We start from the raw sequence: 21,229 nt of genomic DNA on the forward strand, positions 1-21,229 counted from the left end.
CCCACCTCCACCAACTTCAATTATCCTTTATGTCTAAAATATAGTCAAAGAGTTTTTTCATTGACCAGCTTATTTACGTTAAGGCTCCACAACTTGGCTTAGAATAGAAACTTCCCGTGTATTAAAAAGCACAGGACTCTTCCACGCCGGAAAGCCTGTGCTCCTATATCCAGATTTAATACTCCAGAACTATCCCTTGAGATTTCTTACTTCCAAAAGTATAAAATCTCTCCTCAGTAATCTTACCATCTGAGCAAATTCGGACTTCTCCAGTATAGAGGAAATCTTCTTTATCCCAATACCTAAGATCGACAAACTGTACCTTGGTCTCCGTTTCCGGGCTATCTGTACGGACCACGTGAAAATATGGGGTGAATCGATTAAAAATATCCGCTAATTCGCTCTCTAAAGCATTATTTATTAATGGATCTTCCGAATCCCATTGAGGTAGAACTTTGAGGACTTTGGCGTTCTTTTTTTTCATAATTCCAAAGCTTACAGTATCCTTCTCGTAGAGTAAGAAAGCCCAGCTAAAGGGACGATACATGGCAGGTAGGATTTTTACTTGGCCACGTACTGCATCAAAGGTTTCCTCAAGTCGTTTCCGAGTTTTATAACGGTCTATTTCCCGTACAAAAAGATAAACAAACGCAACCGTAAAGACTGCTAAGGTTGAACGCAGTCCAAATTCCGGTCGATTGAGTGAAAAAACAAAGGAAGAAAGGAACAATACGAAAATTACCGGATCTGTCACCATGGCCATGTTCACTGTAAATTTCTTCTTATAAAATGGCCACAAAAGTTGGGCACCATAGGAATTCAATAAATCGGCAATTCCATGAGATAAAGTCCCTATTAAAGTCCAAAAGACAACCGTTAACCAGGAACTGGTGGGGAATACACCATAGACAAGAGTGCCTAAACCTAAAGCCATTCCACCTAGAGCCAGGAATGAGTGGCTAGCCCCCCGGTGTTTCAACAAATAATTGAGCCTGCCTTTGAGATGGGTGACAATATCCAAATCGGGAATCATTGCTCCCAATGTGCAACCTACAAAAATCGGGTCATTTAGTTGTATAGGGTGCCCCGAAAGATTGGCTAGTGCGGCACCGATTAAGCCGTGAGTTATTGGATCGATGTTTAACACCTCCGAAGGACTTCGTAAGCCCGCTTGCCGTTTTTTTCGAACGGATTCATTATATCATATATAAAATGCATTTTGTGTTTCCTCATTATAGGAAATTTTTATTTTCGTAACTTTTTTTCCAATTCTTTGACTAAATATAAAAAGTAGGGGATTCTCCCAGTGCAATTCCGAAAAAAATTACTACTTTTCGGAAAGACACTGGGGAATTTCCCTACATTTGTTTTAGGCAATACTCAACTTTGTTAAGGATCCGCATTATTTGCCCGAGTGAGAAGCAACTTTAATGGAGCTATTAATGCTCTTAATTCCTTCCACATGCTGTCCCATGGATTCCGCCCATCTTCGATCCTCATCCGAGTAGACTTCACCAGTCATATAAGCGATTCCATCTTGAACAAAGGCCCGAACAAACTGAGATGTCATCCCATGCTGACCTAGCTTACGCACGAGCTGTTCAGTCATATAAAGATCCTCACCTTGAGAACGATGGCGAGAGAAAAGCTCACTTACCACAGCTTTAACTCCTGGCACTTGATAGGCTGTATCGACTGCCCATTCAATCTCCTCTTGGGTATCAACCATTCCGGTGAGAGTAATTAAGCCATTGCGAGCCGATGTTTTGATCTCATGAGCGTTCACCCATGGAGAAGCTACTAAAGCATTTTCAACACGGTTGACAAGTGTGGCATCGTCCACGGCTTTTTCTAAGAAATCGATTTCACTGCGAACTTCTTTCACCCCTCTGACCTGAGAAGCGATTCGTTTCGCAAGACGCTCACTGCTTTGGGTCTCCAGATGCCCAAGCAAAGTCACAATCCCTTTACTTGCCCGGCATCCCAAATGCATGATCTCTTCGAAATTAGATTGGGCAAAGCGCTCAACCACTTGCTTTTCAATATCCTTATCGGTGATTTTTCCGTCGTTGGCAACCGTCAGAGAATTATCCAGCTCTTTTACACCGTCGATGCGACCAATTCTTTGCCCGATAAAATCTTTTTCGGCAAGGCTATCCACTGTCCCCCATAGGGAAACTTTATCCCCTTTTACTTCAATATGGATTCCTTGGCCCGATTCCCCGAAGTGAGTTTGGATAAGAATTTTTATGTCTTCATGAACATCTTTTTCCGGTCGTGATTTTTGCATTCTTATGTCCCTCCAGCTCAAAAAACTAAGCTTAGTTTCTCACTGAAGGTATTTTTTTATCCTCAGTAAAATAAATCGACCTTCCTAAAAGTCAAGATTAAGGAAACGCTGAAGTTCAATACTACATTGTTCCGGAACATCAATTTCTCCAAGTTTAACCGGTCCGAATAAACCATGGAAATCACTGCCTCCAGTGGTCAGTATTGCTTTTTCCTGGGCTATATTCTTATAGTTTTGAATCAATGCTTCCCTCTGCTCCCAATAGCCATAATAGACTTCCAAACCCATAGGGCGGTAGGATAAGAGCTCAGTCACCATACGATCATCTCGCAACAACCCGGGATGAGCCAGTACGGGGACACCACCGCATTCATAGATCAAATCAACGGCTTCTTCAAAAGGATGTTCTAAAAAAGGTAAATAGGCAATTCCATACGGCTGGAAGAGTTTTGCTATAGTGGGCCATTGGATAGTACCGTTTTCGTGTTCATGAAGAGCCCGCATAATATGACCTTTGCTTACTGCACCTTCAGGATTAGCGATTTTCTCCACCTCCGCCCATTTCAAGGTGAATCCATCGTTCTGCAACCTCTTGACCATCTCATAGGCCAAATAGGTTCGCTGCTGTCGAAGTTCCTTTAGTCGTGATTGGAGATCGGAATGGATGACAGCCTCAAAGGGAAAATACCCCAGTAAATGAACTTCCTTACCTTTAAAGGCTGTGATCAACTCGACCCCTGGAATAATATTCACATTATGCTTTTGCCCTAACTCCATGGCTTCCTGAACGCCGTTGGTGGTCTCATGATCAGTCAAAGCCAATATACGAACACCCTGCTTGACAGCTTCCTGGATGATTGCAGCAACTGAAAGAGAACCGTCCGACTCTAAAGTATGAATGTGTAAATCGATCGTCATTTTTAGATTCACCCCCTATGCTGCTCAATAGATATCAAAATAATTATCCTGAACAATCCTGACATTCAATTCTTATGATTTATTATAACGCATTAATAACTTGGTGATGACATCACCTATGAAAATATTTCCTCTAAGTCAGGATATCTGAGTTTTTTATGCGTGGCGCGCAGCAAAAAGAGGAGATGAGTCTCTCTAGATAGAAGCCCCATCTCCTCTTTCATTTCTGTCCAGCCCTTATATCATTGTGTGTCGGTTCATGGGTGAATATTACGCACTATTTTACCAGAAATTTCATCTCTTCAGCACGCGACCGACACGGAATCCGGTATGCTTGCCATGATTGATAACGATCTGGCCGTTGATCAAAACGTAGTCAATTCCTTCCGGATACTGGGCAGGATTCGTGAAATCGCCCTTATCGATAATCGTGTCTCGATTAAAGATGCAGATATCTGCAAAATAACCTTCCTTCAGCAAGCCTCTCTCCTTCAGTCCAAAGACCTCCGCAGGCTTACCGGTCATCTTACGGACAGCTTCTTCCAGTGAGAGTGCCTTTTGTTCGCGGACATATTTACCCAACACACGGGGGAACGACCCGTAGACGCGGGGATGGGGTTTGCCGCCCAGCAAGCCATCAGTGCAGACATTCTGCTCAGGCATAGTCATGAAACGGATAACATGCTCTTCTTTCCCATAATAATCATACATGCCAACAGCATTTTCTTCCTCGTAAAGAAGATCAAATACAGCATGGTAGGGATCCTTGCCGCGAAGCTCTCCAATCTGGATAAGATTCAGACCAATGACATCTTCGTTCTTCTTATTTTTAACACTGGTTACATAGATCCCGTCAAGGCCTGCAAAATCAACAAAGTTATCCCATCCGGGAATGCCATGTTCAATATCATAGATCATCTTAATGCGCAATTCCGGATCTTCCAACCGCTTTAGAAGCTTGTCTGTACCGCCGTCATGAGCCCAAGGAGGAAGGATGACCCCTAGCATGGTGCTGCCAGCAACATAAGGGTACTGGTCAAATGATACATAGATGCCTTCAGCCTTTGCTTCCTTGAGGAGTTCAACCTGGCGATCGATCTTGCTCCAGTTAGGCTTTCCGCAAACTTTAAAATGAGACCAGTGAACCTTAATGCCGCTTTGTCTACCGATTTCGATAACTTCCTTCATTGAGTTTATGATATCATCCGCTTCACTGCGCTGATGAACGACAAATACTCCATCATATTCAGCAGCCTCTTTGCATATCTCAACGACCTCGTTCATCCCGGAATAAGCACAGGGCATATAAATCAAGCCGGTGGAAACTCCTAAAGCACCGGATTCCATTTCGCGGCGGGTAATCTCTTTCATCTTTTGAATTTCTTCTTCGGTTGGTTCTCTATTATCCAACCCCATAGCCTCCATACGGATATTTCCGTGGGGTACCAGATAGCACGCATTAAGGCCAGGTTTTGCCTCTTCAATGGCCCGCAGATAATCTTCGGTTGTAGCCAAGTCTTCCCAATGGATATCATCACTGTCTCCGTCCAATCCGGCAAGATTCTTACGCCAGGGCTGAATATATTGTTGAGGCAGCGGAACCAAGGAAATACCGTCCTGTCCCAAGACCTCCGTTGTGATACCCTGCATAACCTTCGGCAAAACTTCCGGATCGGTCAGAATCTGTATATCTGAATGACTATGAGTATCAATGAAGCCTGGAGCGATCACATGTCCTTCTGCGTCGATGACCCTATCGGCCTCAACATCGCCAAGCTTTCCGACACTCACAATCTTGTCATTTTCGATAAGGAGATCACCATAATAGCCGGGGGCAGCACTGCCATCAACAATAAAACCATTTTTCAGCAATGTTTTCATAGTCAAACCCTCCATTTCACTGTGTATTAGGATATAGGGGCCGGACTTAAGATCAGAAGACCTCAGTCGCAGCCCCAACCGGGTTCTTTGCTAATCAAGGCGATGCCATCAATTATTGAATATCTTCATTAAATTCGATAATTTGCCCGATTTTTTGATCATGTTTTTTCATCGTAAAATTCTTCATAAGGACTACATAGATAACCGGAGCCACAAGCAAACCGATGAAGAACGCATAGGTGCTGCTGATGAAGCTCAGTCCGAAACCGGCTACCAGAGCAACGACTGCACTCATGTTGAATCCGTTATTATACTGATACTGTCCGCCAGCAGTGTATAAATCCTGAACATTGAGCTTGCATTTTCTGATGATGAAATAGTCAGCCAGCAAAATTCCCATCACAGGCCCAAGCATTGTCGAGATATAGACCTGCATATCCACAAGGAAAGTACCGGAGTTTTGAATTTTCCACGGTTGCATACCTACTGCAATCACGCCGCAAATAATTGACGCCATTTTAAAGTTAAGCTTGGGAAAAATACTGATGAGAACATAGGAAGGGGGCATAAGATTACCGACAGTGTTTGTAGACCATTGAGCAAATACCACAGCGATTAACGCCAAAATCAAGCCGAAATTGCTGTTAAAGAGCTTCACACAGATTGCGTTCAAATCCCATTCACCCGTCGTGATTCCTGCTGCCATACCAATCAGCATGCAAATTACGCCGATCACCATCAGACCGAAAAACTGACCGATTAAAGCACGCTTATTACGAGCCAGTAAACCCTTTTTCTCATAGTCGGGTACATGCTCGATTTGGCGAGCCAAGTCGGAACCATTCAGGGCCATGGTAATCCAGCCCCCTGCAATACCGGAAATAGCATAAATAACCGACATGTTACCTCTACCCGTTGTCGCCATAATATCGGTAACAGTGACACCGTAGGCATTTCCGATGGCGATGGCAATGGCAACAAAGAGAATGGCCAGTGCCGGAATGGCGATCCAGTCAAATTTCGCCATCGCCTTTAGTCCGTACATAGCATTAACCACCTGGAACACGGCAAAGGCAATAATCATTAAGGTTAAATTGCTGAAGCCGAAAAGGATTTCCATAATATAGTTTAACGCAGCCGCACCAACCCAAGTTTGAAAACCGAACCAATACAGAGCCGGAATTGCACGCAGCAGACCGGCAATAGATGAACCCTTGTAACCAAAGGGCGCACGGGCGTACACCGCAAAAGGAACGCCATAAAGGGTCCCGATATCCCCAATCAGTGCCGTTAGGGCAGTTACTATACCATAACCGATAAGAATGACAAAAACCATTGTCCAAGCACTGAGACCGTCGCCATTGTTATAATACTGTGCACCAAGGGAGAAAGCTACGACATTAATCGTCATACCTGCCCAAAGAATAAAGTAGTCCGCTAATGACATTGTTCTTTCAGACTTACCTGCTGGCATTAATTCAGGGCTTCTTAAAGAAGCCGAGCGGTTTGGAGAATTCATACACTATTCCCTCCATAAAATTGTATTAATGACGATTTGCTATGATTTAGTCCAGACCGAATTTTTCCAGGTATTGAGCATTAATTTTTCGTTTAATAAACTGACCGGCACCCTTTTCTCCTTTAAACTCACCGCTTTCTACGATGACCTTGCCCCGGGCGATCGTCATAATAGGGTAACCCTTTACCTTGAAACCTTCATGCAAGCAATAACTGATATTGTTGTGAAGAATATCCTTAGATAGAGTCACCTCCTTATCCATATCCACAATAACGAGATCCGCATCGGATCCAGGGGCGATGATACCCTTTTGTGGGTAGCAGCCATAGATCTTGGCAACATTGGTGCTGGTCAGGGCGCAAACCTGGTTGATCGTCAGGCGTCCTTTCCCTGCTCCCTCAGAAAGAAGAATCGGCAAGCGAACCTCTAACCCGGACATGCCATTGACCACCTTGGTGAAGTCCTGAATATAGTTACCGTTTTCGTCTTTTTCAAGAAAGGCTGCTTTTTCATTCGTGTCAAAAGTGCAGTCGTCAGAGCCGGTGACGGATATTGTACCATCCTGTAGTCCTTGCCATAAGTCTTCTGCGTCTTTGGGTGTGCGCAGCGGGGGAGAGCATAGGTATAAATACCCCTCTTCCTTTTCATAATTATCATCGAACAAGGTAAGATAGTGAGGACCGGTTTCCACATAGATGGGAAATCCTGATTCATGGGCACGGCGGGCAACATCCAACGCTTCTTTATGGGTTGTATGGACCACCATAACGGGGCAATCGACATACTCCGCAAGTCTGCATGCCCGTTCAAAGGCTGCTGCTTCGCACTTCTGAGGTTTAGTCTTCGAGAAGTTAACCCAACTCAGATCGCCGATTTTTCTTACTTTTTCGATGGCATCTTCCGCCATGGTATTGTCCTCACAGTGGAGCATGGGCAGACCGCCCACTTCCTTTGCTTTTTCAAAGACTTTAATCATGGTCTCCTCATCAATCATGACTCCTTCCTTTTTGTATGTCATAAACATTTTAAAGGTCGGTACGCCATACTCTGTCAGTTGGGGAATTTCTTCCACCAGTTCGGGAGGAGACTTGACAAACTTTCCGTGGACACTAAAGTCTATAGCGGATTCCTCCATCTCCTCCCTGCGTTCTTTTACTGCTTCAAAAACGGATTTTTCTGGAAAAACATTGGCAAAATCCATAAACATAGTTACCCCGCCGAAAGCTCCGCTGATACTCTGTTGATAGAAGGTATTGGCACCTAAACATCCTTGGAAAGGGGCCATACAGTGCATGTGTGCTTCGATAACGCCGGGCATAACATACTTGCCTGTCGCATCAATGGTTCGAATTCCTTCAGCGGCTTCATAAAATCCAAGACCGACAATTTTGTCATCTTTTATGGCCACATCACAAATTGTGCTGGATGACGGGGAAACAACGGTTCCGTTCTTAATAATAAGATCGTACATAATTTTCTCCCTTCTCTTTTCGATGACTTTGGTTTATAGGCACTTTTTCAAACCGTATAAAAGATTACGGCAAAATGCATTTATCTCATTTCAAGCAAGCCCTTACTGATAGACATATAAGCACTGACAGCACCATACAACTGTTCAAGCTCGATATACTCGTCTGTAATATGGGCCAGATGTTCCCATGAGGGACCTAAACCGATGGTACGAATCTTTGCTTCACCTGCATAATGACTTCCATTAGTGCAAAATTGCCAAGTAGAAATTTGCGAACTGAAATTGTTTTTTTGCAATTCCTGATAAGCAGCCTGCACAAAATCATCATGCTCGTTATACAACCAGGCGGGGAAGAATCGTTCTCCTTCGATTACTGCTCCTGTATAACATTTTTCGGAACCCCACGCATAGGAAACTTTTGCTTCCAACTCAGGGTCATTTTCCTGTAGCTTCCTAATAAGGTCTTGGATAGGGGCCAGCACGCTTTCTTTCGTTTCATCGACAAGAGTGCGGCGATCATAGGTAGCCCGGCAGTATTGAGGTACTACCGACGCTCCAGGATAGGGGGATGACTTTATATCCGTTAACTCTAAAATTCCTTTGCCAAGCACTGGATGATTCTTGACCGGCAATCCTTTGATTCCCTCTATGATTTGCATCATCTTATAAACAGCGTTGACACCTTTTTCAGGATTGGAAGAGTGGGCGGGGCGGCCAAAGGTTTCCACAACAATTTCTGCACGACCTCTCTGCCCAATCCGCAGATCCAGATGGGAGGGCTCACAAATAACCACAATGTCAGGTTGAACTAATTCACTGATAGAGCGGGCGCCAACACCTTCAAAGCACTCTTCGTGACAGCTTCCCGCCACATATATTTCACCGGCAAAATCGCGGTTAGTGTCTTCTGCGAAAAAGGCTGCTGCACAGCATGCGGCAGATAAACCACCTTTCATATCTGTAGCCCCCCGGCCATAAATACGGCCGTTCTCAATTTCTGCACCAAAAGGATCATGAGTCCAAACGTTTGGATCAGCGACGGGTACCTCATCCATGTGCCCCTCATACAGGATTTTTTTGCCGGGTCTGTTCCCCTTAATGCAGCCAATGACGTTTCCATATTTATCCGTTTCTATAGTGTCGAATTGATGCAGACGGAAAAACTCTTCCATAATCCTGACAACATCTTGCTCTTCTCCTGACATGGACTTTGCCCGTATCAGATCACTACACAGCTCCGTGACTTTCCTTTGTCTTTCCGAATTTAACATAAGATCTTATTTCCTCCTTATCACCCTATAATTCTGCAATCGCTTCAATCTCGCAAAGAACGCCTTTCGGTAGAGTTTTCACTGCCACGCAGCTGCGGGCGGGTTTTGAAACAAAATAGCGAGCATATACCTCGTTAAAGACTGCAAAATCATTCATGTCCGTCAAAAAACAGGTGGTTTTTATGACCTTTTCCAAGCCTGAACCAGCAGCGTCTAAAATCGCTCCCACGTTTTTACAGCTTTGTTCCGCTTGTCCGGCAATGCCATCCACAATGTCACCGGAAACAGGATCTACAGGAATCTGCCCGGAAGTATAGACAAGATCACCACTAATAAATCCTTGGGAATAGGGCCCGATAGCACCTGGTGCTTTTGATGTTCTGATTTCCTTCATTATAAAGTCCCCTTTTATCGTTGATTACTTGCAGCTGGGATATTTTCCATCCCAGACAATTGCCTGATAATTTTCCTGATCAGTATCTCCTTCGGTACTGAAGAAGAGAACTCGTGAGTTTTCGTTTAATTGAAGCTGATCTTTTAACTCCTTATACATCGGGTTTGTCATGATCTCTGCTACACAACCAAACGGGGCCGCACCACTTTCACCCGAAATAACTCTCTCGTCTCCTTGAATTGGATTGCCAAGGATACGCATTCCCTTTGCTGCGACATAATCAGGGCAAGATATAAAGTGATCTGCGTAGTTTTTCAAAACTTCCCAGGCAATGCTGCACGGCTCTCCACAGGCGAGCCCAGCCATGATCGTATTCATCTCTCCCGCGACAAAATGCCGCTCCCCATCATCGGCCTGAGCAGTAAGGTACAGGCAGTCTGCCTTATCGGGCTCAATAACGGTGATGATCGGACGTTCTTCACCATACAGTGATGCGAAGAAACCCGTGACAGCTCCGGCCATAGAACCGACCCCGGCCTGCAGGAAGATGTGGGTTGGTTTTTCCTTTAATTGACCATAAACCTCATAGCCTAAGGTACCGTATCCCTGCATGATCCAGCGGGGAATATCTTCATAGCCCGGCCAGGCTGTATCCTGTACCATGATCCAGCCATGTTCTTCCGCTTTGCTGTTAGCCAAACGAACGGCTTCATCATAATTCAGCTCAGTGATGGATGCATCGGCACCTTCAGCCCGGATATTCTCCAGCCGTTCAGCCGCACTCCCCTTCGGCATATAGACTACAGAGTGCTGCTTAAGCTGGTTCGCTGTCCAGGCAACACCACGACCATGGTTACCATCAGTCGCCGTGACAAAGGTCAGTTCACCAAGCTTGCTGCGAACTTCTTCCGAAACCATCTTTTCGTAAGGAAGATCCCGAATATCGGTACCCAGCTTTGAAGCAATATAGTTGCCGATTGCATAGCTGCCCCCCAAAACTTTGAAGGCATTGAGTCCGAAACGATACGATTCATCCTTGACATAGACCGTACCAAGTCCCAGGGCTTGTGCCGTGTTTTTCAATTCTCTCAGCGGCGTTTTTTGATAAATGGGAAAGCTGACATGAAAGCTATGGACCTTTTCAGCTTCCTCCAAATTCAAAAATGTCAGATCGCTTACCTCCTGTTTATCACGCTGAAACGAAACAATTTTAATCTCTTCTTTCACCAGAGATCCTCCTTTCATATGACCACTTAGGGTCAGTCTAACTTTATACTTAATTTCAAATAAGTTCGGCAAAAACCACTTGAAACTAAATATTAACCACAACAATATAGTTGCAATTTTTGTGCCAATTCTATGTTGTCTTGAATAATTAATAAAAAAAATGCAACATATCAGAAATGTTGCATTTTACTTAATATTTCTTGAACGTATTCGTCGGACTCAATTAAAAATAGATGTTTCTTTTGTTCTCATTTTAATAATTTTCTCAAAATAAGAATAGAGAATTGTCAATTTGAGAATTGCTCCATTTTACGATATAAGGTTGCAAGGCTAATACCGAGACTTTTCGCCGCCTCTTTTTTTCCTTGAGTATTCATACCGTGAAGACGCAGGGCTTTTGCTATTTCTCGGCGCTCAACTTCCTGAAGGGGTATTACATTTTCCTCGAACCCATATCTTTTTTCTTTTTTATATGCACTATCCCGTTGAATTAAGACGGTGTGTTCATCAACCAAAAAATCCTTAGGTAATGTTTCTAATCCTAGGATATCCTGATCATTGCACATATTCACCATATATTCCACAGTGTTTTCCAACTCCCGAACATTACCATACCACGGATACTTCAGCAAAGCACGCATAGCTTCCGGCGAAATTTCACGATTTGGCTTGCCGAGCCGTACCGCATATCGTTGTGCAAATAAATTGGCAAGAACAGGAATATCCTCAAGACGGCTGCGGAGGGGCAGAATCTTAACAGGAATTACATTTAATCTGTAATACAGATCTTCACGGAACTTACCATTGGCAATCATAGTCCGGATATCTTTATTCGTGGCAGCAATTACACGTACATCTATGGAAATCAAGTGATTGGAGCCAATACGGGTGATTTTACGCTCCTGAAGAACTCTTAGAAGCTTGGCCTGCAAATACAGGGGCATATCACCGATCTCATCCAGAAAGATTATACCCTGATTGGCCAGTTCAAATTTCCCTACCCGTCCGTTGGGGTCGGCTCCTGTAAAAGCGCCTTTTACATAGCCGAATAATTCAGCTTCCAGCAGGCTTTCAGGAATAGCCGCGCAATTCACTGCTACAAACCGTTGTTCTTTGCGATCACCAGCGCGCCAAATAGCGGTGGCTACAACCTCCTTACCGGTGCCACTTTCTCCGGTAATAAGCACTGTCGAGGTGCTGTTCGCAATTTTTTCAATTTGAGCTCGAAGGGCTATCGTTTCTTGGCTGTCGCCTACCACGATACCTTCACTTACCGCGGCAGTCATGGCGTATAACTTTTTATTCAGATCGCGGGTTGGGGTAAACGAAAGAAGCTCGGCATAAGAGTCATCCGCTTTAAGCAGAGAATGAATTTGGCCAAGAATACGAAATGTCTTTGTTCCAACATTCAACATATATTCTGTCTTCCCATTAAGCTTATCCCCGGTTGGGGACAACATAATTTGCATGCCATCGAGAGTGTTCAACATCAGCTGCTGCTTAGCAGCCCGATTGGCCATGGTGACGGTGTGCTTGCGGCTGACAATGAGAACTCCCTCTTCCATATTATTAATGGCGAAGGCAAGGGCCGACAGCATTGACTCCTTTTCCTTGCGATCAATCTGTTCGATTGCTTTGGCCGCAATAAAATTAGCGATCTGCTCAATCAGCCCAAGATATGTTTCTTCATCCGCCAAGATCGCATTACGCTGCTGCGCATTGGAACCAACCAATCCGATCACACCTATAATTTCATCACTGGCCCTGATCGGCATAGCAATCTCAATTTCCTCGGCGCAGCTGTCCCGCTTAGGGCAATTGTTACAGATCGATTCTTGACCTGGAGAATAAATGACTTGAAGCTGACCCTCCTTTATAACATGACTATAAGCATATCCTTCTGCGGACATATCCTCGTTTATATGATCAGCAAACATACCGGTACCGGCTACACGAAACAATTCAGTATCCACTACCTCTACGTCCACATTTGATATCTTTGCCATAATCTCTGTATATTTCTTGACAGTCTCTTGGATTTCGAGTAAAACGCCTGCCATTTCATTCCCTCCGACGCCAGTATAATTTCATGGTTTGAACTTTATTTAAGTGCTTGTTCAGCTGAGTGTCGGGAATCCATGCGAAGCTTCTCCCACAACAAAATCGCTCCACATTTGCAGTATACTGCAGATGTAGAGCTAACACAACCTGTCTATCCCTTAATTAGCCTTCTCTCACCACATCCCCTGGGGCTTTCACATCCTATAAAGAAACCATTTGCACGTTTGCAGCTCAAACTTTAATTCATAGCGGGTCATTTTGCCTGCTATCTCACTCCGACAGCTGTAGATTTTCATCCTGTTCGCGGCGAGCTTTTCTTCCTTCGTCGAAAGGATTTGTTGCACGTCGATGACCTGGTCTTTATACCTGAATCTTGCTGGAATAGGGTTGCCATTCTTAAATTTAGCTATCATCTCAACTGGATCCATGATAACTTCCATACAATCACCCCGGATATACGTTCGTATTCAGAACTTATGTTCTATTGTAGGCTATCCAAGGGGAAATTAGAAGTGGAAATAAAAGGCAGAACCCCGGTGTTGCCACACACCGGGGTTCTGCTTCAATCCCAAAGAAGATCTGACTAATTCGTCCCCCACTACACCTATATGTCCATGTTTCCATAAACGTGACAAGCACCGGGATTATTCCTCAATGAGAACCTATCACTAAGATCTATTAAATAAGTCAATAATAATTGTATCATATCCAACAAAATGGAGTGCCTGCCTTGCCTAAAAAGAAGTGGTCGAATGAAGAAATCGAGAACCATAGAAGACAACACAATATGTATTTTTATTACTATAACGAAGATGACGGAAACTTATTCGTTCCGAAACCTAATATGTTTAGCATGAGATGGACTATACAATGGATGACATTTAATTGGGCACATCCAATCGCTCAAATTTTCCTTTTTATATTTTTAACACTCGTCATCCTTCCTGTAATTTTTAACATTATTCATTAATCATAATACTCCGGGGCTTATAATTACACGCATAAATGAAAAGAGCCACTTGGCTCTTAAGGTTTCTTCATTTTCATATTCCAGGTGCAGGCATATCAAAACCTTTTATGTGGTGTCTGTGCCCGTTATCCACTGTCGTATAGAAATCCCAATAATGAACATGCCCGCCGCATTCCATGGGAATGGCTGTGCTTGACACAGCTTTGTAATAATGAGTATGTCCGTACTCATATAGCACATAACTTTCAGAATGATGAACGTGACTTTCACCTGTCGGAATGGCCGGCCCGGTTATATCTAAACATTGATGAGAATGGCCGTGATCACAAGATGTATGTGTGGAGCTACCGTGATTATGAGTAGCCGGGCTAGTTTGTTGAGTCATTTTCACACCTCCCCTTTTTATAAAGTATTTTTATAGGGAAGGTTTTGACACCATTAGGATGAGTCACCTCAAAATAGTAAGCCTGGCCCATACTTCTTCTGCTCATGCGCCAGCAAATCTGCCTCATCCCTGCACCTTTTCCAGTTCCACCAGCTACAGTTAATGCAGTTTACCTTAGCTTTCACATCTATCAGATCATATAACCTGTACAACTGCATCACTGCTCGAATTACAATTGCCATATTGTGGCAAGTCTTATAGACAAAGCATATTATAAACTATCTTAAGGTAAAGGAGGGTATTCAGATGGCATATGGAGTTGGCTGTGAACTTCGTGAAGAACGTCGTGAGAGACGTGAAGGTATTGCAATTGTAACTGTAATCATTCTTCTGCTCATTGCTTTGGGCATCGTATTCTAAGCTTAACTAAGTTAAAAAGTTGGAAGGAGGTCATGTCATGTACGGAATGGGTTCTTTCGGAATGGGCGGCTGCGGCGGCGGCGGATTTGGTGGTTTTGTCGGCGTTGGGATCATTGCTATTGCGATTCTTATCCTGATTGCTCTTGGGGTAATCTTTTAAAACAATAAAAGAAAGGCCAGGCAAATTGCCCTGGCCTTTTTGTTGTCATAAGCGGCTAGGTGAAGCATAGATAGCCGTTTTAAGTGGAAAAGAGGGATCAGTAATACGTTTAGGATTAAGGAAGACAAACCGGACCTGATATAATCTATGCATTTCACGGGGACAAGGTGACATTTTTCCATGAAGAAAGGCACCTTTTGCAGGAACACCTTTGCTCATTAACAATATAAACACAGACGAAGGCAAAAAAGTGTGAATCCTATATCACAGTACAGGATGGACAATATTTGAAACTCAGTGGTGCATAATGGAGGCTAAACTAAAGAGTTAGAAAAAGCAGAAGCCCGGCCAACAATAGACCGGGTTTCTGCTCATCCGAAGAAAGGTCTGAGCAATGGCCGTCACAGCAACACCCACTCCACTATATGTTCATGTCTAAGGATGTGTGACAAACAGCCCATAGCCATATAAAAAAGCAGAAAACCTAGCTCACCATACCAGGCCTCTGCTTCTGCGGGAATTGACCGATAAAAAAGATACAAAAATCATCGATACCACAACCAACGACCTCTATATCCGCAACCCACTATAATTATATGCCATGTCCGAGAAAGTGTTACAAGCACCAGGCGTAGTCGAAATGCTCTCCGAGCGTCGATGTATCCCGCTTCGAGCTGGTCATGTATGCCCAGCCTCTATTGGCTCATATAATCTACATCTGCACAACTGCATCATCACCTAACTTTTTACTGCGGATTGTCCAAATCAGAAATGGGTTACTGATATTTCCTACATTCATACAAAACAACAGGGAGTTCTTTATCTTTCTGTCATAAAAGATCTTTACGATGGATTTGTCGTTCATTATGAAACCGGATCTGAACAGACTATAGGTCTAGTAACAAATACAATCAAGAATGCGTTAAAAAAAGAATCGGCCGCTGGTGGACTTGCACTCCACAGCGACCAAGGGGTTTCAATACACTTCCACTGCGTACTTCAACCTAACTAAAGAGTATGAGATTACCCCTTCAATGTCAAGAAGAGGAAATTGTCTCGATAATGCTTGTGTAGAAACTTTCTTCGGCACTTTAAAAGCAGAATGCATTTATAGAAATAAACCTAATACACATTACGAAGCTCGTGCCATGATCGATGAATATATCCAATTCTATAATTATGATCGGATTCAACTCAAAACAAGACTGACACCGCATGAAAAACGATGTCAGTCCGCATAATTTATTGATATTCTACGCTAGGGCTTATTTTTACGTGTCTAAAGAACTGGGTTCAGTTCAACATCCCCTGGGGTTTTCTCTTAGATCCCCACCGTAAAAGTGAGGTCATCATTCATTCTTAACCTTATCCTTAATGAACTTATAATACGCATTAAGCGCAGCATCGAGCATTTGACTTGCCGCCACTACGCTAGGATCTGTCAGTTCTTTTTCCTCTGCCAGCCTATGCATATCCTCCCGCAATCGTTCGATCTGCTTTAATATCTCATCAAAATTAGTCATTACACTATTCCCCTTTCGGGGATTAGTATGGATGTTTTGAGAATATATTATGATCTAATAACCTCGGGGACCATCCCCGGGCGTTTTTAATTCAACAAAAAATCCCAAACATCATTCAATGAAATTAGGGAAATACTCTTAGTGTTGCTAACTTTATTTAAAGGAGAGGTTTCTTTTGAGCGAAGATAAAGCAAGAAGAAAGAATTAGCAAATAAATTTCCCGAAATGGATCAGCGATTTCAAGAAATAAAATCGGAGATAAATGAGCCACAAGTTGAACGATTAGGGGAAACTCTAGAGGAACAAAGAAAGCGGACCAAAAACCCTACCTAATTTGCCCCATTAAAAAGGAGAACTGTAAAGCTCTCCTTTTTTACATCTTATTATAGAAACCATTTGCTTATTATAACAGACTCGACATCATTGGGTATTCCTCGTCCCGGACGGTCCCACCAGTCATATAGCTTAGGCCACTGTGTAAAAATGAAGATCTAATTATCGATCCTGAGCCAAAGCGTTCCCTAATCTTATCTATAGCCTGATCCGCTGCCCTCTGTTTAGTGACGTCTCGGTCAAAGATGCTGAGCTGGATAAAATCGTTTGTACAGAGTTCCGAAACTCTGACTCCAAGGTGCCTAAGTGGTTGCCCTGCCCAAAGTTCGTCGAATAGCTCACACGCAACCTTATGAATGTCGTTGGTACAGTCCGTTGGAGTGTAAAATTTCCTCTGATGAGAGGCCCCAACAAATTCATTCGTTCGAATTGAAACCGAAACAAGCCTTGCGCAATACTCAGCTTGCCTTAATCTTGCCGACACTGTTTCTACAAGTACGCTTGTGAGCCTGTTTAGACGACTCTTCGACCCTAGTAAGGCGTTCGCCCATGGCATCCATGCGCTGACCTTGTGATCGCTGCTCTATCCGGATGTCATCCACTCCGCGCTTAAGGTATTCCATGTCGGTGCGGAGGGCTGTGTCTAGCTCTGCATCTTTTCTCACTTCGTTCTTAGCCTCCTTTGCCTTTGCCGACCAGCCTAAGATGATTCCAGACAAGGTTGCTACAATTCCAATGAGGGCTGTAATAAGTGTAAAATCCAAATGCCTCACCTCTCTTATATGTTATGGACATGTCTCCATAAGGGTGACTGCCCCAGCGCCCTACTCCCCGTCACCTCCTGCGGGTTTCGGGGATAAAAAAAACAAATCTTCAAGAACGCACCCAATAAGAAAAAGCACCCTGCTTAGAGTGCTTTCATATGCCAGTTGTTTATCTTTTTATAATGGCTTAATAGTAAAAACAATACTACCGTTATCTACCTGATAGATATAATCTCCGTTCGCTCCTTCGGCCCCTTCTAGTCTATTCGTATATGGACTATCAAACAGGCGTAACCCATCTGTTATTTCTTCACTCTTGTCCGGATCAATTGTGCCCATTAGAACACCCATCAAAAAGTACATTTTTTTAAAGTCTTCTTCTTTGAGATAATCTGCATTCCCAACTATAGTGATTCTAGTAACTCCATCGTCATTGGTATTTTGAGATATAGATAAAAGACCCCCGGCCTCACGTTCAAATGGATAGTATGATCGGCGCTTCGTTTCTTTACCGCCCGTTTTATCAATCTTCTCTTCTCCGCCTGTTAATTTGTCGTAATTAGCCCCTACCAGTGTTTCGTCGATCATTGCGTGAAGTTCATCCGCGGTGATATTAAAATAATTCTCTCCTGTTTCCTTATCTACCTTACTAGTTATAGTTGTTTGTTTTTGACTTGATGACTTTACATCCGCTGAGCAACCGAGAAGCAGAGTCATGCATACAAGCAATACCAAGATTAAGATTTTTTTCATCCCGTCACCCTTTCTTTGTGCTCTTTTACTATATCATACCACTTGATGTAAATGCTGGAAATTGCAACCATCACCAGTATTTAATTATCTTTAATAATTGCGGACCTGTTATGCACTCGCCTGCGCATCCATCAAGCCTTTTAGCTCAGTATATTCTTCCGGCTTAATCCGATTGGCCAAGATATACATCCAATTTGTTCAGCATAGAGCTGTACTCATAGTTTCCGCTTTCAATGACTTGCTTACAAAGTTTATAAATCATAAATATACACTCCTTATAAATTTGATATTTCGGCCAGGCATCGAGGTATTCGGTGTTCAGCAGGGTTTGAGCTTGCATTTCATGAGAGGAGGGTGGGGATTCCTCTGGTTTTTTAACAATAAAATCTGCTCTTACAGACAACATGTTCTGGGAATATAATTCATATACGTCTCCCATAAAGGATATACTCCCAATGCCTTGCCTAAAGGCAACTGCATTGCGTTGATTATTTAAGCATATGGTTACTTCTCCCTCAAAATCGGGGTTGTGATTACCCTCGTATGACACCACCTTAAATTCAATGGAGTCTGTGCTTTGATGGGCCCTAAGATGATATTCCGTGTCTATATAAGTTTTTACTGATTCGTCATCAGAGACTTCGTACACAATTCCGTCCTCTATTATTATCATAATTACCAACTCCCATCTACACGTATCTTGAATACTCAACCCATATAGGGCTTGCCACGGCAAGGGCTATATCTGATTGTACTGTAACTCTAAGAGAGGACTTAAAAGCTATAGGTTGTACGAGACAATTCGCCCCTCCATTAGTTAGGTCGGTAAAAGGATATTGAGCTGGGTATAAACCTCGTTTTGTATAGTTGGAGAATCCTGTAAGAGTTATTGGCGGTGTCTGAACGCTGCTATCCTGGTAAGAGGTAACTCTGGAGAACAGACCTGCGGTGTAGTTATTACTACCCCCAGGATTATTCTTACAAGCCCAAGTCAACACGCCATCTATATACACCTTTAAAATTGTCTTCGGTCTTTGACCTTCATCGGGAGAAGGTGCAGGACCAAGGCTAGCCTCAGACAAAAACCCTTTCCCTGTTACATTCACAATATTTGTTTCTGAAGCTGGAGCTGTTGGGCTAGACGCGTATTGCGTCAAGACTAGTCTTGTAAGCCTATCAGCATCCGCTGTTGATTGTATAGTAGCAACACTGTTCTTGAGCGACGTTGTGTCCGACTTTAGTATAGTTGTATCCGCTTTAACTATGGTGGTGTCGGCTTTAAGACTATCTCCTATCTCTTAAACTTTTTTATATACAGCAGCATCCATTAGCTGATCACCTCCGTTATACTTCCATCCGCATTAAAGGTTGTTGTTTTGGTCACGGTGTACTTATCCCCGACAAACGTCTCAATGATCGTTGTCGAGCTGGGAAAGGTTATTGTCAGCGTGCCCGTGTCAAAAATTTGGGTTACTGAGCCGTCAGGATTAAAGGCTATTGTGCTTGCCTCCATACCCTGTAACGCCATAAATAATGCCCTGCCTACCGGTGTTCCTGCTTCTATTGGTTCATCAGCCCGTGTAATGATTGCATAAAAAGGCGTCCCGCCGCCTTCTGGTGTCACAAGGTATCTATTGGCTTGTGTCGGCACTCTATCTAAAATTTCTTTCATAATGATCCCTCCCCGCAGTAGAAAGTCCCGCATGGCCGCATCTGTGCTACCATATACTTCAAAAGCATCAGCATATCAGCTAGGTTCTTTTCAATATCATTAGCCATGCTGAACGTCAGGTTGTTCATGCTGGTCGGCAAGGCCGGTGTTGATGGCATGGCTATATAGGCGGCCTTTAACGTTGCGACAGTGGTCAGGTACTGAGCAAGAGCCGTTTGGGATGGCATGTTGGTCATCGTCCAATCCGTCTTGGGGGCAACAGTGACCCTGTACCCCTGCGCTCTCAGTAAGTCCGCAAGTGTCTTGCACCATTCACCTACCCGGTTAAGATCAGTGACGTTGTAGCAGCCTTTTAAGGCCGTCGCACTGCCAGGATGGGCTTTGGCGTAGACAACATCCGCCGCTGTCCTATCGTAAATTAGATCATTCACCTTCAATCACCGCCTTTGTTACATAGCCGCCGGACAGATTGATATCCAGGCTTTCGATAATGGCGTCCCTATAGGTGCCGGGTGAAGTCTCGACGCTGGAGGCTAAGCCTGCTCTTTCGGCATCAAGTACAAAACGCATGGTCTGTTTAATTAGGCGCTGGTAATATTGGTAGAGCCTTTCTGCTACGTTCGGGGCCACCGCAGGACTGATCAGGGTAGCCTCTTGGACGCTGATCAGATTCTCTTTCTCTCCGGCAGGCAGTTCTGTCATGCGCCGGGCGTAGGATACTCTGTTGTCGGTATACTTTTTCCCCATAACAACGATTTCGCCAGCGACAGCAACGGATATCCTGGCATAGTTGACATTGGATGCCAGGATAGATGCACCTGATATACTTAGATTTGCCACCGTCTCACCAAAGGTAATCTCATGGGTGCCTACTGGCAAGGTGGCACTGTAGAGCTGTTCCACCGTGCGACATCTTGCCCGAGCTCCGCAGGCACTTCTTCTGAAGGACCTGCTCCGGCGGTAGCGCCACTTCCGGCGGAGGAGTCCGAGGATTGTGTAAGAGTATTAAGCTCATCGAACCCCGCCAAGGCTCCTTTTGCTTTTTTGGCTGCAGCGGCAGATCTATCCCCTGTAGCCTCTGCCGCGTCGCCAATTCCGGCGATAGCAGCCGCTTGATCCTCGACTTGAGCTACAGGTCCCACCACGGCTTTGCCGAAAATGGCCTGTGTGAAATATTTTAGTTTACTGGTTATCTCTTCGAGTTTATTACTCAAAGC

22 protein-coding genes and 2 pseudogenes are annotated in these 21,229 nt (G+C 43.9%); 3 read left to right on the forward strand and 21 right to left on the reverse strand.

Going from position 1 to position 21,229, the window contains the following annotated elements; all coding sequences use genetic code 11:
• Window positions 1-175: 175 nt before the first annotated feature.
• The 12 genes from DESDE_RS11700 to DESDE_RS11760 form a co-directional block, all read right to left on the reverse strand.
• Window positions 176-1,147 (reverse strand): metal-dependent hydrolase, encoded by a 972-nt coding sequence (locus DESDE_RS11700; RefSeq protein WP_014794225.1) that lies wholly within the window; start codon window positions 1,145-1,147, stop codon window positions 176-178.
• A gap of 255 nt (window positions 1,148-1,402) precedes the next feature.
• The gene (locus tag DESDE_RS11705; protein ID WP_014794226.1) at window positions 1,403-2,290 is read right to left on the reverse strand and encodes a BON domain-containing protein; all 888 of its coding nucleotides are present in this window, start codon (window positions 2,288-2,290) and stop codon (window positions 1,403-1,405) included.
• An 84-nt stretch (window positions 2,291-2,374) separates the two neighbouring features.
• Window positions 2,375-3,208 carry a PHP domain-containing protein gene (locus DESDE_RS11710; RefSeq protein WP_014794227.1) on the reverse strand — a complete coding sequence of 278 codons (834 nt, stop codon included), beginning with the start codon at window positions 3,206-3,208 and terminating at the stop codon, window positions 2,375-2,377.
• Between the two features lie 294 nt (window positions 3,209-3,502).
• Window positions 3,503-5,104 (reverse strand): amidohydrolase family protein, encoded by a 1,602-nt coding sequence (locus DESDE_RS11715; protein ID WP_174270171.1) that lies wholly within the window; start codon window positions 5,102-5,104, stop codon window positions 3,503-3,505.
• Between the two features lie 97 nt (window positions 5,105-5,201).
• On the reverse strand, window positions 5,202-6,608 hold the full coding sequence (locus DESDE_RS11720) for a cytosine permease (RefSeq protein ID WP_014794229.1): 1,407 nt from the start codon (window positions 6,606-6,608) through the stop codon (window positions 5,202-5,204).
• A gap of 46 nt (window positions 6,609-6,654) precedes the next feature.
• Complete coding sequence (gene hydA / locus DESDE_RS11725; protein ID WP_014794230.1) at window positions 6,655-8,079, reverse strand: dihydropyrimidinase; 1,425 nt, start codon at window positions 8,077-8,079, stop codon at window positions 6,655-6,657.
• Between the two features lie 80 nt (window positions 8,080-8,159).
• Window positions 8,160-9,350 (reverse strand): YgeY family selenium metabolism-linked hydrolase, encoded by a 1,191-nt coding sequence (locus DESDE_RS11730; RefSeq protein ID WP_014794231.1) that lies wholly within the window; start codon window positions 9,348-9,350, stop codon window positions 8,160-8,162.
• A gap of 25 nt (window positions 9,351-9,375) precedes the next feature.
• Window positions 9,376-9,744, reverse strand: coding sequence for a RidA family protein (locus DESDE_RS11735; protein ID WP_014794232.1), 369 nt, complete (start codon window positions 9,742-9,744; stop codon window positions 9,376-9,378).
• Window positions 9,745-9,768: 24 nt separating this feature from the next.
• Window positions 9,769-10,989 carry a diaminopropionate ammonia-lyase gene (gene dpaL / locus DESDE_RS11740; RefSeq protein WP_083838561.1) on the reverse strand — a complete coding sequence of 407 codons (1,221 nt, stop codon included), beginning with the start codon at window positions 10,987-10,989 and terminating at the stop codon, window positions 9,769-9,771.
• 269 nt (window positions 10,990-11,258) lie between these two features.
• Window positions 11,259-13,031, reverse strand: a complete 1,773-nt coding sequence (locus DESDE_RS11745) for a sigma 54-interacting transcriptional regulator (RefSeq protein WP_014794234.1) — start codon at window positions 13,029-13,031, stop codon at window positions 11,259-11,261.
• A 195-nt stretch (window positions 13,032-13,226) separates the two neighbouring features.
• On the reverse strand, window positions 13,227-13,472 hold the full coding sequence (locus DESDE_RS11750; protein ID WP_014794235.1) for a hypothetical protein: 246 nt from the start codon (window positions 13,470-13,472) through the stop codon (window positions 13,227-13,229).
• 603 nt (window positions 13,473-14,075) lie between these two features.
• A complete protein-coding gene (locus tag DESDE_RS11760; RefSeq protein WP_014794236.1) occupies window positions 14,076-14,387 on the reverse strand; it encodes a YmaF family protein in 312 nt (103 codons plus the stop codon).
• Window positions 14,388-14,844: 457 nt separating this feature from the next.
• Between DESDE_RS11760 and DESDE_RS22785 the strand changes: the two genes are divergently transcribed.
• From DESDE_RS22785 to DESDE_RS23010, 3 genes and pseudogenes are all read left to right on the forward strand, one after another.
• Window positions 14,845-14,967 carry a hypothetical protein gene (locus tag DESDE_RS22785; RefSeq protein ID WP_014794238.1) on the forward strand — a complete coding sequence of 41 codons (123 nt, stop codon included), beginning with the start codon at window positions 14,845-14,847 and terminating at the stop codon, window positions 14,965-14,967.
• 766 nt (window positions 14,968-15,733) lie between these two features.
• Window positions 15,734-15,979 (forward strand): annotated as a pseudogene (locus tag DESDE_RS23005) (DDE-type integrase/transposase/recombinase); the annotation flags it as partial.
• Window positions 15,912-16,208, forward strand: coding sequence for an IS3 family transposase (locus tag DESDE_RS23010; RefSeq protein ID WP_207636037.1), 297 nt, complete (start codon window positions 15,912-15,914; stop codon window positions 16,206-16,208). The pseudogene DESDE_RS23005 and the gene DESDE_RS23010, both read left to right, overlap by 68 nt.
• Window positions 16,209-16,316: 108 nt before the next feature.
• Here DESDE_RS23010 and DESDE_RS11765 read toward each other — a convergent pair whose 3' ends face one another.
• The 9 genes and pseudogenes from DESDE_RS11765 to DESDE_RS11800 all read right to left on the reverse strand — a co-directional run bounded on the left by DESDE_RS11765 (window position 16,317) and on the right by DESDE_RS11800 (window position 21,226).
• A complete protein-coding gene (locus DESDE_RS11765; protein WP_014794239.1) occupies window positions 16,317-16,490 on the reverse strand; it encodes an aspartyl-phosphate phosphatase Spo0E family protein in 174 nt (57 codons plus the stop codon).
• A 403-nt stretch (window positions 16,491-16,893) separates the two neighbouring features.
• Window positions 16,894-17,319: pseudogene (locus tag DESDE_RS21210) on the reverse strand (DinB/UmuC family translesion DNA polymerase); the annotation flags it as partial.
• Window positions 17,282-17,587, reverse strand: a complete 306-nt coding sequence (locus tag DESDE_RS11770; protein WP_014794240.1) for a hypothetical protein — start codon at window positions 17,585-17,587, stop codon at window positions 17,282-17,284. The pseudogene DESDE_RS21210 and the gene DESDE_RS11770, both read right to left, overlap by 38 nt.
• 177 nt (window positions 17,588-17,764) lie before the next feature.
• The gene (locus DESDE_RS11775; protein ID WP_014794241.1) at window positions 17,765-18,340 is read right to left on the reverse strand and encodes a hypothetical protein; all 576 of its coding nucleotides are present in this window, start codon (window positions 18,338-18,340) and stop codon (window positions 17,765-17,767) included.
• Window positions 18,341-18,503: 163 nt separating this feature from the next.
• Window positions 18,504-19,013, reverse strand: a complete 510-nt coding sequence (locus DESDE_RS21915) for a hypothetical protein (protein ID WP_014794242.1) — start codon at window positions 19,011-19,013, stop codon at window positions 18,504-18,506.
• A 654-nt stretch (window positions 19,014-19,667) separates the two neighbouring features.
• The gene (locus DESDE_RS11785; RefSeq protein ID WP_014794243.1) at window positions 19,668-20,012 is read right to left on the reverse strand and encodes a hypothetical protein; all 345 of its coding nucleotides are present in this window, start codon (window positions 20,010-20,012) and stop codon (window positions 19,668-19,670) included.
• Complete coding sequence (locus DESDE_RS11790) at window positions 20,009-20,443, reverse strand: hypothetical protein (protein ID WP_014794244.1); 435 nt, start codon at window positions 20,441-20,443, stop codon at window positions 20,009-20,011. The genes DESDE_RS11785 and DESDE_RS11790 overlap by 4 nt, the downstream gene beginning before the upstream one ends.
• Complete coding sequence (locus DESDE_RS11795) at window positions 20,436-20,891, reverse strand: hypothetical protein (protein WP_019850596.1); 456 nt, start codon at window positions 20,889-20,891, stop codon at window positions 20,436-20,438. The genes DESDE_RS11790 and DESDE_RS11795 overlap by 8 nt, the downstream gene beginning before the upstream one ends.
• Entirely contained in the window at window positions 20,882-21,226 is a 345-nt protein-coding gene (locus DESDE_RS11800; protein ID WP_019850597.1) for a hypothetical protein, read from the reverse strand. Before DESDE_RS11800 ends, DESDE_RS11795 begins: the two co-directional genes overlap by 10 nt.
• Window positions 21,227-21,229: the final 3 nt, after the last annotated feature.

It is taken from the genome of Desulfitobacterium dehalogenans ATCC 51507, from assembly GCF_000243155.2.
GTDB classification, from domain to species: Bacteria; Bacillota; Desulfitobacteriia; order Desulfitobacteriales; family Desulfitobacteriaceae; genus Desulfitobacterium; species Desulfitobacterium dehalogenans.

Excerpts from the sequence above, each read along its gene's own strand:
- DESDE_RS11705 (WP_014794226.1), bottom strand. The coding sequence starts at position 2,290 with ATGCAAAAATCACGACCGGAAAAAGATGTTCATGAAGACATAAAAATT.
- DESDE_RS11710 (WP_014794227.1), bottom strand. The coding sequence starts at position 3,208 with ATGACGATCGATTTACACATTCATACTTTAGAGTCGGACGGTTCTCTT.
- DESDE_RS11715 (WP_174270171.1), bottom strand. The coding sequence starts at position 5,104 with ATGGAGGGTTTGACTATGAAAACATTGCTGAAAAATGGTTTTATTGTT.
- DESDE_RS11720 (WP_014794229.1), bottom strand. The coding sequence starts at position 6,608 with ATGAATTCTCCAAACCGCTCGGCTTCTTTAAGAAGCCCTGAATTAATG.
- hydA (WP_014794230.1), bottom strand. The coding sequence starts at position 8,079 with ATGTACGATCTTATTATTAAGAACGGAACCGTTGTTTCCCCGTCATCC.
- DESDE_RS11730 (WP_014794231.1), bottom strand. The coding sequence starts at position 9,350 with ATGTTAAATTCGGAAAGACAAAGGAAAGTCACGGAGCTGTGTAGTGAT.
- DESDE_RS11735 (WP_014794232.1), bottom strand. The coding sequence starts at position 9,744 with ATGAAGGAAATCAGAACATCAAAAGCACCAGGTGCTATCGGGCCCTAT.
- dpaL (WP_083838561.1), bottom strand. The coding sequence starts at position 10,989 with ATGAAAGGAGGATCTCTGGTGAAAGAAGAGATTAAAATTGTTTCGTTT.
- DESDE_RS11745 (WP_014794234.1), bottom strand. The coding sequence starts at position 13,031 with ATGGCAGGCGTTTTACTCGAAATCCAAGAGACTGTCAAGAAATATACA.
- DESDE_RS11750 (WP_014794235.1), bottom strand. The coding sequence starts at position 13,472 with ATGGAAGTTATCATGGATCCAGTTGAGATGATAGCTAAATTTAAGAAT.
- DESDE_RS11760 (WP_014794236.1), bottom strand. The coding sequence starts at position 14,387 with ATGACTCAACAAACTAGCCCGGCTACTCATAATCACGGTAGCTCCACA.
- DESDE_RS22785 (WP_014794238.1), top strand. The coding sequence starts at position 14,845 with ATGTACGGAATGGGTTCTTTCGGAATGGGCGGCTGCGGCGGCGGCGGA.
- DESDE_RS11765 (WP_014794239.1), bottom strand. The coding sequence starts at position 16,490 with ATGACTAATTTTGATGAGATATTAAAGCAGATCGAACGATTGCGGGAG.
- DESDE_RS11775 (WP_014794241.1), bottom strand. The coding sequence starts at position 18,340 with ATGAAAAAAATCTTAATCTTGGTATTGCTTGTATGCATGACTCTGCTT.
- DESDE_RS21915 (WP_014794242.1), bottom strand. The coding sequence starts at position 19,013 with ATGATAATAATAGAGGACGGAATTGTGTACGAAGTCTCTGATGACGAA.
- DESDE_RS11785 (WP_014794243.1), bottom strand. The coding sequence starts at position 20,012 with ATGAAAGAAATTTTAGATAGAGTGCCGACACAAGCCAATAGATACCTT.